16 protein-coding genes are annotated in these 15,740 nt (G+C 45.6%); 9 read left to right on the top strand and 7 right to left on the bottom strand.

The genetic code is table 11. The features are described 5' to 3' along the window. The first annotated feature begins 35 nt into the window (after positions 1–35). Complete coding sequence (locus ACZ424_RS05930) at positions 36–452, top strand: NIL domain-containing protein (protein WP_464904060.1); 417 nt, start codon at positions 36–38, stop codon at positions 450–452. Here ACZ424_RS05930 and ACZ424_RS05925 read toward each other — a convergent pair whose 3' ends face one another. The 3 genes from ACZ424_RS05925 to ACZ424_RS05915 are packed head-to-tail and all read right to left on the bottom strand — an operon-like array spanning position 453 to position 3,807. Then, positions 453–2,033 (bottom strand): L-lactate permease, encoded by a 1,581-nt coding sequence (locus ACZ424_RS05925; RefSeq protein WP_464904059.1) that lies wholly within the window; start codon positions 2,031–2,033, stop codon positions 453–455. 19 nt (positions 2,034–2,052) lie between these two features. Continuing rightward, positions 2,053–2,496, bottom strand: a complete 444-nt coding sequence (locus tag ACZ424_RS05920; protein WP_464904058.1) for an ACT domain-containing protein — start codon at positions 2,494–2,496, stop codon at positions 2,053–2,055. A 9-nt stretch (positions 2,497–2,505) separates the two neighbouring features. Continuing rightward, a complete protein-coding gene (locus ACZ424_RS05915) occupies positions 2,506–3,807 on the bottom strand; it encodes a phenylacetate--CoA ligase family protein (RefSeq protein WP_464904057.1) in 1,302 nt (433 codons plus the stop codon). Between the two features lie 83 nt (positions 3,808–3,890). On the opposite strand from ACZ424_RS05915, the gene ACZ424_RS05910 reads away from it, so the two are divergent. Next, a complete protein-coding gene (locus ACZ424_RS05910; protein WP_464904056.1) occupies positions 3,891–5,153 on the top strand; it encodes a phenylacetate--CoA ligase family protein in 1,263 nt (420 codons plus the stop codon). Between the two features lie 16 nt (positions 5,154–5,169). Then, complete coding sequence (locus tag ACZ424_RS05905; RefSeq protein WP_464904055.1) at positions 5,170–6,612, top strand: FtsB family cell division protein; 1,443 nt, start codon at positions 5,170–5,172, stop codon at positions 6,610–6,612. Positions 6,613–6,647: 35 nt separating this feature from the next. On the opposite strand, the gene ACZ424_RS05900 is transcribed toward ACZ424_RS05905, so the two are convergent. After that, positions 6,648–6,791, bottom strand: a complete 144-nt coding sequence (locus tag ACZ424_RS05900) for a hypothetical protein (RefSeq protein WP_464904054.1) — start codon at positions 6,789–6,791, stop codon at positions 6,648–6,650. A 232-nt stretch (positions 6,792–7,023) separates the two neighbouring features. On the opposite strand from ACZ424_RS05900, the gene trmFO reads away from it, so the two are divergent. Next, the gene (trmFO, locus tag ACZ424_RS05895) at positions 7,024–8,331 is read left to right on the top strand and encodes an FADH(2)-oxidizing methylenetetrahydrofolate--tRNA-(uracil(54)-C(5))-methyltransferase TrmFO (RefSeq protein ID WP_464904053.1); all 1,308 of its coding nucleotides are present in this window, start codon (positions 7,024–7,026) and stop codon (positions 8,329–8,331) included. Further along, complete coding sequence (locus tag ACZ424_RS05890; RefSeq protein WP_464904052.1) at positions 8,310–9,521, top strand: LysM peptidoglycan-binding domain-containing protein; 1,212 nt, start codon at positions 8,310–8,312, stop codon at positions 9,519–9,521. Before trmFO ends, ACZ424_RS05890 begins: the two co-directional genes overlap by 22 nt. 22 nt (positions 9,522–9,543) lie before the next feature. Here ACZ424_RS05890 and ACZ424_RS05885 read toward each other — a convergent pair whose 3' ends face one another. Together ACZ424_RS05885 and nadD are read right to left on the bottom strand one after the other, a co-directional pair. Next, complete coding sequence (locus ACZ424_RS05885) at positions 9,544–10,758, bottom strand: phosphoglycerate kinase (protein WP_464904051.1); 1,215 nt, start codon at positions 10,756–10,758, stop codon at positions 9,544–9,546. Beyond that, entirely contained in the window at positions 10,736–11,377 is a 642-nt protein-coding gene (nadD, locus tag ACZ424_RS05880; protein WP_464904050.1) for a nicotinate (nicotinamide) nucleotide adenylyltransferase, read from the bottom strand. The genes ACZ424_RS05885 and nadD overlap by 23 nt, the downstream gene beginning before the upstream one ends. Positions 11,378–11,472: 95 nt before the next feature. On the opposite strand from nadD, the gene leuC reads away from it, so the two are divergent. The 4 genes from leuC to ACZ424_RS05860 all read left to right on the top strand — a co-directional run bounded on the left by leuC (position 11,473) and on the right by ACZ424_RS05860 (position 14,427). After that, positions 11,473–12,747: a 3-isopropylmalate dehydratase large subunit gene (leuC, locus tag ACZ424_RS05875; RefSeq protein WP_464904049.1), complete on the top strand. Its 1,275-nt coding sequence runs from the start codon at positions 11,473–11,475 to the stop codon at positions 12,745–12,747. A 47-nt stretch (positions 12,748–12,794) separates the two neighbouring features. Continuing rightward, a complete protein-coding gene (locus ACZ424_RS05870; protein ID WP_464904048.1) occupies positions 12,795–13,409 on the top strand; it encodes a DUF309 domain-containing protein in 615 nt (204 codons plus the stop codon). An 84-nt stretch (positions 13,410–13,493) separates the two neighbouring features. Then, positions 13,494–13,637, top strand: coding sequence for a divalent-cation tolerance protein CutA (gene cutA, locus ACZ424_RS05865; RefSeq protein ID WP_464904047.1), 144 nt, complete (start codon positions 13,494–13,496; stop codon positions 13,635–13,637). Position 13,638: 1 nt separating this feature from the next. Then, positions 13,639–14,427: a sulfite exporter TauE/SafE family protein gene (locus ACZ424_RS05860; protein WP_464904046.1), complete on the top strand. Its 789-nt coding sequence runs from the start codon at positions 13,639–13,641 to the stop codon at positions 14,425–14,427. A gap of 13 nt (positions 14,428–14,440) precedes the next feature. Here the strand turns inward: ACZ424_RS05860 and ACZ424_RS05855 are convergent, their stop codons facing one another. Then, entirely contained in the window at positions 14,441–15,688 is a 1,248-nt protein-coding gene (locus ACZ424_RS05855; RefSeq protein ID WP_464904045.1) for a cytochrome c3 family protein, read from the bottom strand. Positions 15,689–15,740 lie beyond the last annotated feature (52 nt).

Here is a 15,740-nt window from a genome sequence, read left to right as displayed (position 1 = left end):
CGTGTTGATACTCATTCTCAAGAAGGGGTAGTTAGTTGAAAGAGACATCAACGAGGTTAGTTCTCCACTTTCCCAAGGAGACTTGGGACAAGCCGGTTATATATAAGTTGGTAAAAGACTACGACTTGGTCGTCAACATACTGAGGGCTGAAATTCTCCCAAAGATGGAGGGCTCGGCGGTTGTAGAGCTCCGAGGGGACAGGAAGAAAATAGGAGAGGCGGTTAAGTTCCTACTGAGCCTAAAGATAAAGCTTAAACCCTTAGAGCTTGACATATTCAGGGAAGACGAAAAGTGCGTCCACTGTGGAGCCTGCATAGCCCCCTGTCCGACAAACGCCTTTTACTTAGACCCAAAAACCTACAGGGTTGAATTCAACAAGGACAAGTGCGTGGGCTGCGGCCACTGCATACCCGCATGCCCACTGAGGATAATCTACTCTGCAGAGTTTTAACTACTTTACGGTAAGAACAATTAGCTGAACCATAACTCCAACAAAGAGGGTTAGTGCTAAAACAGGAAGGATTAGGGTTTTTAGGAGCTCTCCCTCCTCCTTTCCTTTAACTCCTACTAAAGCAGCAGCGTTTGTAATCTTTGAAGGAGTTATGGCGCTTGCTATTCCTCCTGCAACTGCATGGGCTCCGTAAATGGCCATAAAGGCGGGAGCTCCAACAGTCGCAACGGTGGCTCCGAACTGTATCTTTGCAAATAGAACGTTTGAGGCCGTCTCACTTCCACCTACAAAGGCTCCAAGCAGCCCTAAGAACGGAGAGACTAACGGGTAGAGAGAACCGAACCAGTCTGCAAGTGTTTTCCCTATGATGTAGTCCATGTTGAGCTGCTTAAACTGAACCATCGGGTGGAGCTTTCCGTTTACAAACTCCATTCCAGACCAGGCCATTATAAAGGCAACAGCGAAGAAGAGAGAGTAGGCGATAAAGGGCTTCCAGACGCTCTTTATCCACGCACTAAATGCCTTCTTGAGCTGCTCTCCCGTTGGCTTTAGAATCGGCAGTGATAGAACTGTTGAAACCAAAATCCAGAAGTAGACGTGGGCAAGGACGTTAAGATCTTCCTTTTTTCCAGCAATTGTAAGAACTTCAAGGTTTCCAGGGAGCTGGGCTAAGAACTTTTTAACTGGAGGGTAGTTCGTTATGAGGGAAAAGGTAAATAGGAGAATCCATGGAGATGCAGCCTTTAAAAATTCTATATCTAACTTTACCTTTTCCTCACTTCTCCTCTTGTAGATGAAGTATGAAACAACCATAGTTAGAAAACCTGAGAAGATACCGATAACTTCCACGGGGACTATTCTCGTAAAGGCTAAAAGTAAAGCCGTTAGAGAGAGAGTAAGCCCTGCAACTGTAGCCCCAAACCAGTTTTTCTTAATGGCTTCCCACTTTCCGACGAAGTAGAGCATCATAAAGGCAAAACCAACGGAGACAACCGGAAGGAAAACGGTTATGTGCTGAGTGAAGCTCCAGATGAAGTGGTCTAAGTCCTTAATCCCGGGAGGGTGAATCCCAAAAGGACCCCATGCAACCTTTGCGGGAAGGGTTATGGGAATAGAGAGGAGCGCAAATGAAGTTAGAGGGTCGTAGCAGAGAACCGATATTGCAACGGCAGCAAGAGGAGTAAAACCTAAGGCTACAAAGACCGGTGGAAAAAGTGCAGGAGTTACGACACCTAAAGACGTTGCAAGTGAACCGAAACCTAAGCCAATAAACAGAGTCTGCTGGACTTTGTCTTTAGTGATTGAAAGAATTGTTTTAACTACCTCATCGAGAGCTTCCGTCTCCCTCATTATGAATATCATCAGCATTGTAAAGGCAACGGCAAACGTAATTGCAAAGGCCTTGACGATACCGTAAACGCTTGCTCCCCAAACAACAGAAAGGGGAGTTTTAAAGTACAGGTAGGCTACAAGGCCTGCGAAAATCCAGCCAACCACAGACATAAAAACGCCAGAGCGGGAAAAGAAGAGCATTCCAAACAGAACCACCAAAATTGGCAGAACCGCCATTAAGAAATCCATCTGACACCCCCTAATTGTTCTAGGAGTAAAACTCTGCAGCCTCTACTAACTTGTGGCCTTCGCCGTGGAGGAGGCTTAGAGCTTTTTCAAAATCATCGTCTGGAACCTTGAAGAAGAGAATTGCCCTGTTTGAGGCACCTGCAAAGGCATAGGTATACTCAACGTCAATTCCATTTTCAGACAGGGTCTTAACAACCCTGTAGAACCCTCCGGGCTTATCCTCAACCTCAACGGCGAAAACTTCTGTTTCGCTTGCGGCAAAACCTTTGGCAGAGAGGACAGCTCTTGCCTTTTCAGGGTTGTTTACGACAAGCCTCAGTATTCCAAACTCAGAGGAGTCTGCTAAGAAGAGAGCTCTTATGTTTACCTCTGCTTCAGCAAGGGCCCTTGCAACGTCTGCAAGCCTTCCCCTCCTGTTTTCTAAGAAGACCGATATCTGCTTAACTCCATACTTTCCTCTCATTCTCTCCTCCTAACCTTCAAGTTGTCTCCTGTCAACAATCCTCTTGGCCTTACCCATACTCCTCTCCAATGTTTTGGGCTCAACTAATTTCACTTTGGCGTTTATGTAGAGGTTGTTTAGGAGCTCCTCCTCAAGCTTCCTTTGAAGCCTCTCCAGTGTTCCAACGCCGTCTCTAAGGATGTTTTCGTCAACTTCAACCCAGACTTCAAGCTTATCTAAAACCCCCTTCTTATCTACAACGATAACGTAGTTTGGAGTAACCCCTTCAACCTTTGCAATAACGTGTTCAACCTGGGACGGGAAGACGTTTACGCCGTTAACGATCAGCATATCGTCAGCCCTTCCCTTTATACTCTCAATGTAGAGAAGAGTCCTACCGCAGGAGCAGGGCTCTCTGTGGATTACAGTTATGTCTTTCGTCCTGTAGCGAATCATAGGAAGTGCCTGTTTCGTCAGGGTCGTTATTACAAGCTCCCCTTCCTCTCCGTCTGGTAAAACTTCTCCGGTTTCCGGGTCTATGACTTCTGGGATGAAATGGTCTTCAAAAATGTGGAGGTTACCGTGCTCACAGCTTGCGGCAACTCCCGGGCCTATGATCTCCGAAAGTCCGTATGCCTCAACGTACTGAATTCCCCACTCCTTTGCAACAGTCTCCTTTAGAGCCTTAGATGCAGGCTCAGCCCCGAAGAAACCTGCCCTCAGCTTAAAGTCTTCCTGAAGGTTGTATCCTTCTTCCCTTGCAACCTCTGCAAGGTGGAGGGCAAAGGAGGGAGTGCAGCAGAGAACCGTCGCTCCAAAGTCTTTCATTAACATTAACTGCCTTTTCGTAAAACCTCCGCTTGCCGGAACAACTGCTGCTCCTATTGCCTCTGCCCCGTAGTGGAATCCCAATCCCCCTGTAAACAGTCCATAACCGTAGGCGTTGTGGACTACGTCTTTCTCGTTAACGTCTGCCATCAGGTACGTTCTAACCATCACTTCAGTCCACACCTTCAGGTCGTGCCTCGTGTAGCCTACAACCGTCGGCTTTCCGGTTGTTCCTGAGGATGAGTGAATCCTGACAACCTGATCCATAGTAACGGCGAAGAGGCCGAAGGGGTAGTTATTCCTAAGGTCTTGCTTCGTGGTAAAGGGAAGTTTCTTTAAGTCATCTAAACTTTTTACGTCTGAAGGTTTTACTCCAGCCTCGTCAAACTTATTCCTGTAGAATGGAACGAGGTGGTAAACCCTCTCAACCGTCTCCTTTAACCTCTTTAGCTGGAGTGCTTGGAGTTCCTCCCTTGGCAAGTAGTCCTTCTCTTTTAAGGACATTCCCTACCTCCCTTTCAAATGAATATGAAAATATTGTATAAAATCTAGATATTATTAGAGGTTTTAAATTTGCTGGAGGAGGGATGTTTCAAAGGAGATTGGAGACTTTAGATAGGGAGCTCCTTGAGAAACTGCAGTTGGATAGGCTGAAGAAAACTGTTTCAAGGATAAAGGAGAAAAACAGAAAATACTGGGAGAAGATCGGAAAACCGGAGCCTTCAGATTTAAAGAGCCTTGAAGATTTAAAGAGCTTTCCCTTCCTTACAAAAGAAGACCTGAGAGAGAACTACCCTTTCGGGCTTGCCTGCGGCGACAAGTGCGAGTTTGTAAGGTTTCAAATGTCCTCCGGAACTACGGGAACGCCTGTAGTCAACCCCTACACCCCTTCAGACGTTGAACAGTGGGCAGAGGTTATGGCAAGGTGCCTCTCTACCGCAGGTCTTAACTATACAGACGTTCTTCAGATTACACCATCGTTTGGTCTCTTTAACGGAGGCTTCGGCTTCCACTACGGGGCTGAGAAGATCGGCTGTTTTGTTGTTCCCATAGGCCCCGGAAGGAGCCTCCTACAGCTGAAGTTCATGAAAGACTTTGGAACTACTGCCCTTGCAGGAATCGCCTCTTACGCAATAAGGCTGATAGAGGTGGCAAGGGAGGAGGGTTTTGACTTCTCAGAAACAAACCTTAGAGTTGGTATCTTCGGCGCAGAGGTCTGGAGTGACGAGATGCGCCGATACGTTGAGAAGGAAATGGGAATAGAGACCTTTGACATTATAGGGATGACTGAAACGGGAGGAGTTGGACTGGGAATAGACTGTAAAGCCCACTCTGGAATCCACGTCTGGGAAGACCACTACATCGTTGAAATTATTGACCCGGAAACGGGAGACGTCCTTCCGGACGGAGAAGAGGGAGAGCTGGTAGTAACGACCCTCACAAGGGAAGGGCTTCCCCTCGTTAGGTACAGAACCAGAGATATAACTAAGGTGGTTTCACGGGAGAGGTGTAACTGTGGAAGGACTCACCTGAGGCTTGACAGGATAAAGGGAAGAACAGACGATATGTTAAAGGTTAAGGGAGTCTGCTTTTACCCGAGGCAGGTTGAAGAGGTGATAATGAAGTACCCCGAAGTCCTTCCTAACTACCAGATAATTATCGGGAAAGTTGAAGGAAAGGACACTGTTGAGGTGGTAATTGAGTCTGAGAGGCAGGACGAGAGCTTAAAGGAGAGGATTGAGGAGGAGATATACAGCCTCTTAGGTCTTCACATAAAGGTAACTCTAAAGAAGAAGGGAGAGATACCAAGGAGCGAAGGTAAGGCCGTTAGGGTCAAAAAGTTCTCTTAGGAGGAGGTGGGGAATTATGAGAAGAGCTCTGTTACTTACAAGCTTAGTTTTAGTTGCATCTTCCGTTTCGCCGTCTCAGGCTTCAGACCCGGAGGTTGAACAGCTGAAGCAGATGATTGAGCAGATGCAGAAAGAGCTCCAGCAGGTAAGGGAAGAGAACAGGGAGCTCCGCCAGGAAGTAAAGGTTTTAAGGAGTAAGTTGGGAGGAGTTCCGACTGTTTCTGCGAAGGGAGCTCCGTCTTTTAAGAGCAAAACCGGTAAGGCCGTTGACTTCTACGGCTACTTCAAGATTGACGCATCCTATTCAGATTCAAAAGCCGTAGGAAAAGACTTTATCCTCTTTGCACTACCTGAAAACTCTGATGGCAAAGTTATAGACAGTTCGTTTCCTTACCTTAAACATAGTAACGACAATGACTTCAACATCAACTTTAAGCACAGCCGTTTCGGTTTCCTGATAAAAACTAAAGAGGGAGACTACAACATACTCGGAAACTTTGAGTTTGATTTCTATGGAACACTTGACGACAACGACAACAACCCCAACCACGCCGGAATCAGAGTAAGGAAGGCCTGGGTTCAGTTCGGAAAAGAGGACTGGAACATTAGAGCTGGTCTTGACTGGATGCTTCTAACCCAACTCTATCCTCATCTTTCAAACTTCCCTTCCGGTGCTATGATGGGTAATATCGGTTACCGTATTCCTCAGATCAGATTCACAAAGCTTTTAAAGTTTGAAGAGAGTAAGTTAACTACACAAGTAGCCCTTGATAAAGTTTGGGGAGACCCTGATCCGACTCTTAAGCCGTGGATAGATACAGGTTCAAACTCTGGAAGACCTGACGTTCAAGGAAGATTAGCTTACGATTTCAGCCTTGGAAGTGTTAAGCTCCACGTTGGAGCTATAGGCCATGTTGGAAAAGAACAGGTTACCCTTTCTAATGGCGATGAGAAAAACCTTGATACTTACTCTTACGGCTTAGAAGGAGCAATTTCTCCGGCAGGATGGCTCACAATATCCGGAAAGCTCTGGAAAGGTAGAAACCTTGGTGGTTGGTATACGGGAGGAGTTGGTCAGGGAGTTCTATACGTATACAGTGGAGGAAAGGTAGATACAAAACTTAAAGGTTATCCTATTAATGCAAAAGAAATTGATGCAAAAGGAGGTTGGGTAGAAGTAACACTTAAACCGAATCCTCAGTGGATTTTCCACTTGGGATACGGAGTAGATAACCCCGACGATGATGACCTTCAGTACAACGGAAAATATCCTGTGTTAGCAAGGTTAAAGAACACTATGTATTACGCCAACGCCTTTTACAGGCTTACCCACTCTTTAGGCTTTATGGGAGAGTACTTAAGGGTTAAGACAGACTACCCGGATACAGATTTTGCGGGGAATAAATACGGAGACGGAACGGTTAACAGGTTCCAGGGTAGCGTTCTCTACTTCTTCTAATTAAGGGAGGGAGCTCCCTCCCTCTACCACTTTACCTAAGGCCTCTTTTCAACCTCTTCACCGAACTGGAGATATTCAAGCTTTGTAAACCCGAAAAACCTTCCTACGAGGTTTGAGATAACGTAGATGAACAGAACAGCCAAAACGATTAAAAGAACTGCTACTAAAACCTTTCCCAACTTTCTCTCCTAATTTGGTTTACCTTCCCCCTGCTCCGCATCCTCCAAAACCTCCGCCAGCTCCGAAGCCGGAGCTCCTCAAATACCTCAATGCCTTCTCAAGGTTTGCCGAGTTTTCGGGATAGGAAGGAAAACAACAATGGGGTTTGGGAAGGTGAGGCTGGTCGGAAAGGAGAGCACGAGTCACAGAAAGAACTATCTTAAAATCTACAAAATTCACTGAAGGAGAGAGATGAAGGTAGTAAACGTTATTGGCGGTGGACTGGCTGGAGTTGAAGCTGCCTACAGGCTGGCTAAAGAGGGAAAAAAGGTAAGGCTTTTTGAGATGAGACCAGAGAAGACAACCCCAGCCCACAAAACCGATAAACTTGCAGAGCTTGTCTGTTCCAACACTCTTGGCGGAATAGACATAACCACTCCGAGAGGCCTTTTAAAGGCAGAAATGGAGAAGTTGGGCTCTTTGGTTGTTGAGGCTGCGAAGAAGACTGCAGTTCCTGCAGGGGGAGCTCTGGCCGTAGACAGGGAAAAGTTTGCAGACTACATAACGGAGAAGATAGAAAGTAATCCAAACGTTAAATTAATCAGGGAAGAGGTTATAGAGCTCCCGAAAGAAGGAATAACCATAGTTGCAACGGGACCTTTAACCTCAGATAGGTTTTCAGAGTTTTTGAGGGAATACTTGGGAGAGGAGGAGCTCCACTTCTACGACGCCATTTCACCAATCGTTTACGCCGATACAATTGACTACTCTAAATGTTTCTGGGGTTCCCGTTACGGTAAGGGAGGAGACGACTACCTTAATTGCCCGATGACTGAAGAAGAGTATGAAAGGTTCTACAACGCCCTTATGGAGGCCGAGAAAGTTCCCCTTAAGGACTTTGAAAAGGCCTGTTACTTTGAAGGTTGTATGCCGATAGAGGAAATGGCCGAGAGGGGAAAGCAGACCCTTCTCTTTGGTCCTCTAAAACCTGTTGGACTAATTGACCCGAGGACGGGGAAACAGCCCTTTGCAGTTGTACAGCTAAGGAAGGAGAACAGAGAGGGAACCCTTTTAAACTTGGTTGGCTTTCAGACAAAGCTCAAGTACCCTGAGCAGAAAAGAGTCTTTAGGCTCATCCCAGGACTTGAGAACGCAGAGTTTGCTCGTTACGGGAGTATCCACAGAAACACCTTTATAAACTCTCCAAAACTCCTTTTGAGGACTTTACAGCTGAAGAAGAACCCAAAAGTTCTCTTTGCAGGGCAGATAACGGGAGTTGAAGGTTACCCCGAATCTGCGGCAACAGGGATTATTGCAGGCCTTAACGCTTCAAGGCTTTTAGATGGAAAGGAGCCAATTTACCCGCCGGAGACTACCATGGTTGGAGCTCTTTTTAAATACATCACAAGTGCAGACCCGAAAACCTTCCAGCCTATGAACGCAAACTTCGGACTTCTTCCTCCCCCTGAAAGGAGAATAAAGGGTAAACTTAACCGTAGAAAATACCTTGCCGAAAGAGCACTGAGGGATTTAGAGAAATGGTTAAGAAAGTTCTCTTGATTCTCTCTTTGATTTCTTATTCAGCTTACGGTGCAACTTATCAGATAAACGTTGTCAAGGAGCAAGTTTCACCTAAACTTGAGAAGAAATTTGTTGTTTACAAGGTAAAGAAAGGAGATACTCTGTTAAAGATAATGAAGTTATTTAAAGTTCCATTTCATCTTCTCTATGAGGTTGTGAAACTGAATAACATAAAAAATCCTGACTTAATATACGTCGGTCAGACTATAAAGCTTCCAGTTGAGAATGGAGCTCCCGTTCTCAAAACTCCCAAAAAAGTTTCTAAAAAATTGAATGAGGAGAGGGAGCTCCAGCTTATTCAACGTTTAGGAGGCAGTGTAAATAGAGACGGATACCTTTTTGTCGGAGATAGGAAGATATCATTTAGAAAAGACCCTCTGGTAACTGTAGGTGGAAGAAGATTTTTAATAGATTTTTCAAACCTTCCGGGAAACGTAAAAAAGTCCCTTTCAGAAGCTGGAATATCGGTTGTTAACAGTGATTCCCTCGGGACGGTTCTTGAGTCTGCTATATCTGCAAACTTCTCATCGGTTCAGAAGAACGGAACCCTTATTATTGGGGAGAACGACATTTTAACCTACCACTACGACTACCTTGCTTACAACCGGTTTACAGGTCAGAGAACTGTGATAAATAGCTCTCCCGATACACCTCCAACGCTGAAGAACTTACTTTTGGCCTACGGAATTGCCGTTGTTGAACCCAGATTTAAAGTTCCCGACGATAGAGAAGGTTGGGGTGAGTTAAAAATCCTTACAGGCGAAGGGCTTGACAAGATATCCCAGCTCATCTACCTGCTGACCGGTAAAAAGGGACAGGAGATTCTGGAAGGAATGGTCTTTCCAGACTTTAAAATAGCCGTTGTTTACGATTACATTACCCCTGAGAAAAGAACCAATTTAGAGCTTCAGGGGTATAAAGTTTTCGTTCTTACAGGGAACTTCCTCAACGATGTGGAGTCAATTCTCTCACTGATTCCTTTGGCAAACAAGTTTGTAAAACTTGTCCTCTATGAGCCGCCGGGGACAAACGGGAAGAGGTCAAAGTTCGTCGTAGAGGGACTTTTAATATCAACTCCTAAGAAAGACTGGTTTATGGTTGACTCCTTTGACAAGTCTGAGGAGATACCCTACCTGAGGTATAGGGGAGTAAACCTAATTGTTTATTAGAAGGCGGGAGCTCCCGCCGAAACTACTCTTTATCTGTAAGTGCCATTACTCCGGGGAGCTCCTTACCTGCAAGGAACTGTAGGAAAGCACCTCCACCCGTTGAGACGTGGTCAACTTCGTGCTCCAGTCCAAGCATCTCAATTGCGGCAACGCTGTCCCCACCGCCTACGATTCTGAGAGCTTCTTTGCGTTCTGCAACTATCTTTCCGATTGCCATCGTTCCGAAGCGGAACTTCTCAAACTCAAAAACTCCCATTGGGCCGTTCCAGAGAATTGTCTTCGCGTCTGATAGAGCCTCTTTAAAGAGTTCAACGGTTGCAGGACCTATGTCTAAGCCCATCATGTCGTCAGGGATTTCCTTGTAGGTGGTAAGTTTCGTATGGGCAGTTGGAGAAAACTCATCTGCGTTGTTGCTGTCAACCGGGATGTAGAACTTAACTCCCTTTTCCTCGGCATCTTTCATAATCCTTTTTGCAGTGTCTATCAGCTCATCTTCAACCAAAGACTTTCCTACGTTATACCCGGCAGCCTTGAGGAAGGTGTAGGCCATACCGCCGCCAACGAGCATCTTGTCAACGATTTTTAAAAGGTTCTCTATAACCTCCAACTTCCCAGAAACTTTTGAGCCACCGATTATGAGGACTAACGGCCTTTCAGGGTTTGCCAGAGCTCTCTCAAGATACTTTATTTCCTTTTCAAGGAGAAATCCTGCAACTGCAAGCTTTACGAACTCTGTAATTCCGTAGGTTGAGGCGTGTTTCCTATGGGCAGTTCCGAAGGCGTCGTTAACGTATATGTCTGCAAGATCTGCAAGTTTTTTAGCAAACTTAGGGTCGTTTTTCGTCTCCTCCGGGTAAAACCTAACGTTTTCAAGGAGGGCTACTTCTCCTGGTTTGAGCTCCTCAACCCCTTTTTTAGCTACTTCCCCGATACAGTCGGGAATAAACTTTACCTCTTTCTCTAAAAGCCTTGAAAGCCTTTCAGCTACAGGTTTTAGGGAGAGTTTCGGATCCCACCCCTTTGGTCTATCTAAGTGGGAACAGAGAACGACTTTCGCCTTATGATCCATCAGGTAATTAATCGTCGGAAGGGCAGCTCTAATCCTCTTGTCGTTTGTGATAACGCCGTCTTCAATTGGAACGTTAAAGTCAACTCTTACAAAAACCTTTTTCCCTTCAAGTTCTTGTGGTGGGACGTCTCTAAGGGTCATCTTCTTAAACATTTTGCTGTAAGGCATCTTCCCGCCACCTCCTTAGAATTTCTTCAACTTTTTCAGGAACCATGTATGTAATCGGTCGGCCAGATTTTAACCTTTCTCTGATTTCGGTTGCACTAATCTCAATTAACCTTCCCCTGTAAAGGGCCACCCTCCAGCCGTTCAGTTTGGTTTTTCCCTTTTTAAACTCCGCAGTAGGAACCTTTACTCCTACTTTCTCTAAAACGGAATCTAAGTTGACTTTTTCACCCGGTCTTGAGACGACTAAAACTTTAGAGAGCTCCAAAATCCTCTTTGGCTTTTTCCACTTTGGGAAGCTCTTAAAAGAGTCCGTTCCCATCATAAAAACGGGCTCTTCTCCGTAGAGTCTGTGGAACTCCTCCAACGTCTCGTATGTGTATGAAATCCCTCCCTTTTTGAGCTCGTAGTCCCAAACTTTAAACCGAGGTTCAGGTTTAACCGCCTCTTTCAGGGCCCTCAGCCGAACTTCTGAAGGAATGAGGAGCTCCCCTTTTAACGGCTGGACGTTTGCCGGAACGAAAATGACTTCTTTAAAACCGAAGTCCTCAAGGACGTCCCTTGCAACAAGGAGGTGTCCAAGGTGAACCGGGTTAAAACTTCCACCAAAGAGGAGTTTCAAGTTTCCCTCCCTGCCGAAATTCTACAATTTCAGCTGGTTAAACTAAAGCCACTGATATAATTTCAAGCTCTAAAACTCCTAAAAGGAGAGACGAGATGGGAATGACGATAACACAGAAGATACTGGCAGACCATGCAGGTAAGAAGGAGGTTTACCCAGGTGAACTTGTTATGTGTAAGGTAGACATAGCCCTTGCAAACGACGTTACAGCCCCAATTGCCATCAAACAGGTTAAAGCCTTAGGCGCTAAGAACGTTTGGGATAGGGAGAGGATAGCCTTAGTTCCAGACCACTTCGTTCCGGCCAAGGACATTAAGGCTGCAGAGCAGGTTAAGATGATGAGGGACTTTGCAAAGGAGTTTGGGATTAAGCACTTCTGGCCGGAAGGAAGGGTTGGTATTGAGCACGCCCTCTTACCTGAGCAAGGAGTTGTGGTTCCTGGAGACGTTGTAATCGGAGCAGACTCCCATACGTGCACCTACGGAGCCCTCGGAGCTTTTTCAACAGGAGTAGGCTCAACGGACATGGCATACGCCTGGCTAACAGGAGAGGTATGGTTCAAAGTTCCCGAGCAGATGAAATTTATCTACTACGGTAAACGCCAAAAGTGGGTAGGTGGTAAGGATATCATTCTCTACGTTATTGGAAAGATAGGGGTTGACGGAGCTCTCTACAAGACGATGGAGCACACAGGAGAGGCCATAAGGGAGCTCCCCATGGACGACAGATTTACGATCTGTAACATGGCTATTGAGGCTGGAGCTAAAAACGGAATCATTGAGCCAGACGAGATAACACTTGAATACGTTAAGGGAAGGGCCAAAAGACCCTACAAGCTCTACAAGTCCGACCCAGATGCCGAATACTCAGAGGTTTACGAGATAGACGTTTCAAAGATTGAGCCTCAAGTTGCATTTCCATACCTTCCTTCAAACACAAGGCCTGTAACAGAGGCAACCCACGTAACAATTGATCAAGTTGTTATCGGTTCCTGCACAAACGGAAGGATTAGCGACTTAAGAATTGCAGCCCAAATCTTGAAAGGGAAGAAGGTAAACCCAAACGTTCGCTGTATCGTTATACCTGCAACTCAGGAAATTTACAGGCAGGCTCTAAAAGAGGGTCTTATTGACATCTTCCTTGACGCAGAATGCGTCGTATCAACTCCAACCTGTGGTCCGTGTCTTGGCGGACACATGGGAATCTTGGCCAAAGGTGAGAGGGCAGTTGCAACGACGAACAGGAACTTTGTAGGCCGTATGGGTCACCCTGAAAGTGAAGTCTACCTTGCTTCACCGGCAGTTGCGGCAGCTTCTGCAATCCTTGGAAGGATTGCCCACCCGGACGAAGTCGTTGGTTCAGATAACTAATTAAGGGGGAGCTCCTTCCCCCTTTCACAACCACCGAGGAAGCCACAATGGATCTGTTTGAAGTTAGAAACTGGTTTGCCCACAACCTCTGCGACTACCTAAGGGAAAAAGAAGAGAAACACCTTCTAAAGTTAAAGGCAGTCGTAGATTCAGTCTTTGAGAGAGAAGGAAATTACTCAGAAAAAGTTTTAGAGGAAGTCGTTTCGGAGTTTCCCCTCTTTAAGGTAGAGGGCAGTTCCTTAAAGTTCTCTCCAGATGATCCAATAACTGAAGAATACGTAAGGGAGAAGGCGAAAAACTACGATGGGTTTTTAAGAGAGCTCCCACCAGACTTTAAACCGGTAGGAGAGGACATAGAGAAAAACGTTAAGATGGCAAGGCTTCTCTTTAAAAAAGGTCTTTACTTTGAAGTCCACGAGATTTTAGAGGAAGTCTGGATGGGGGAGTTTGGGAAAGAGAGGGAGTTCCTTCAGGCACTAATTCAGATAGGGGTCGCCTACTACCACCTTTCAAACTACAACTTTAGAGGGTTTAAGCTCTTGCTTGAGAACGCATTGGAGCTCTTAGAAGGTTACTCTGGAACGGTTTACACGGTTAACGTTGATAAACTAAAAGAGGACATAAAGAGGGCTATGGAGACGGAGGAGTTAATCTCCTTTTAGGATAAATTTTAAATCTGCTCTAAAAACCCTTGAGCCTGTGCTCAAGTTGTAGGAGAGATTAAGAGTTTCTACCGGAAGGGAAGGTTGGAAGAAATAGCTTGCTTTTTAAAGACTACAGAGAGAAGATCGGTGGAGCTCTACCCCTACGAAGTTCCCCAGATAGTCGCTATTCTAACCTCTTTTGTCTTTTCTCCTTACTTAAAATGGGTAAGTAAAAAGGTTAAGTAGTATGGAAGTTTACGTTCTCCTCTTTATTGCAGGTTTAATTGCCGGTTTTTCTGCTGGGCTTTTTGGGATTGGAGGGGGTGTAATTTTAGTTCCCATGTTTAACTATTTCTTCTCTGGCTACTTAGGAGTTCCTGAAGAGGTCGGGTTCAAAATCTCGGTAGCAACGAGTCTTGCAGTAATAACAGTCTCAACCCTCTTTACGTCGGGAGTTCACGTTCTAAGTGGTAAAGTTGATTTAAGGGAGCTCCTTAAACTCCTTCCGTGGATATTTGTAGGTATTCTCTCAGGCGTTCTCTTTTCACACTTTGTTTCTGGATACGTTTTAAAGAAGATATTTGGCCTTTTCCTTCTCCTTTTAAGTATCAAGCTGATTACCGATAAGGGAGGAGCTCCCTCTATATCTCTAAGTGAAGAGCTTCTCATTCCTTTAGTCCTTCTCCTTTCCGCCTTTGCCAGTGCTTTACTTGGAATAGGTGGTGGAGTTGTTGTTAATACGTTTCTCTTCAGCCTTTCTCAGATAGAGACTAAGCGGGTTGTAGTCCTTGCCTCTGTTGTTTCATTTATAAACGCTTTTCTCGGAACTCTTCTCTACATGATCACTCCTGCCCACAAAGTTCTCAGCTGGCAGCTTGGTTACATCTACGTTCCGGCAGCGGTTTTTGTTGCCCTCGGGGGAATTTTAGGCAGTCGGTTTGGCGTGAAGCTCCTCCACAGGATGAACCAGCACCTTCTGAAAAGGCTTTTTGGAGTTCTCTTAATTGTTATAGGCGTAAAAATGGTTTTGAAATAAGGGAAGGAGAACCTTAGAAGGTTCCCCCACCGTGGGAGTGACATTTAACGCAGCTTGAGTCACCGCCGTGTGTAGCTATGTCCTTTGGTAGTCCAAGGTTATTGACACTTGAGTAACTTGAAGTACCGTCGTGGCAAGCTGCACACAGTGATGGAACAGTTGCCCTGTTCGTTTCGTTAGACGAGTCATCGTTTTTAACAGGTAGGTTAACGTAAGCCTTTAGTTCTCCAGAGTTTGAAAGGTCGTAGGTCTTTCCTTTCGCCTCTACTACTCCGCTGTAGCTGAGGTCTTTAAAGAATGCTGTTGTTTGAGGGTCTATTAGGACATACTTTACCTCGGCGGTGTTATCCACCTGTTTTACTGCTTTAACGAGCGTTAAAGTCTCTCCTACTTTTTCAACTATCAGCTTATCATTGTTGCTTCCGTGAGGGTTGTGACAGTCTACACACTCTAAAGCCTCGTGCTTGGTATAGAAGAGGAGTTCCCCGGAAATGTCAATATTCTTAAAGGGTTTATCTCCAGCAGTGAACTCGTTTAAGCCGTGCCAGTTATCTATCCAAGGAGTTGCAATATCTGGAGGCGTTTGAGTAGGAGAAATCTTCGCATCTGCAACGCCGTCTCCGTTCGTGTCGGCCAATTTTTCACCACTTAAAGAACCCCAACCTTTTGAGTGGCAGGTTAGACAGAGGTCTTGAGAGTTTCTTTTAACTGTTCCGCCTATTCTTCCAAAGTCTGTATAGGGCTCTACAATTCCATCCATGTCGGGCTGCCAGTGGCAGACTACGCAGTCAAAGTCGTCAATTCTTCCGTTTCCGTTAAAGTCGTGGAAGTGTTTCCTTTGGGAAGTTCCCCTGTAGAAGTGGAGCCTTTCAAAGTTGTCGTGACAGACTAAGCACTTCCTTTCAACGGGCTGTCCCGCTCCCGTTTTTGTTACTCCGTTTGTTCCGTGGCAGGCAGAGCAGACGAGTATAGAGTTGTTTATTCCAACCTTTTCTACAGCGCTGTTAATTAAACTTTGATACTTGTCTGCCGGCATGTCGGGAGTTGCCATTGTGTGCTTGAAGTTCTGGTGGCAGATTAAACAGTTGCTCTGTCCCCAGCCGTCTTTGTGATTTTCAGGTGTTAGATAGGAAACACTTCTCTTGGCAACGTTTATTCCAAAGTCTCTATAGTGGACGTCGGGTTTTGCCAGTCCTCCACCACCGCCGCCGCAGCTTGCGGTAGTGAGGAGAGTTCCTGCCACAAGTAAAAGCCTTCTCACGGTTCCCTCCACCGATTTGAAAAAAAGAAAATAAACAATTCAAAATCGTATT

The organism is Thermovibrio ruber (genome assembly GCF_055380895.1).
This window is presented reverse-complemented; position numbering and strand designations above follow the sequence as displayed.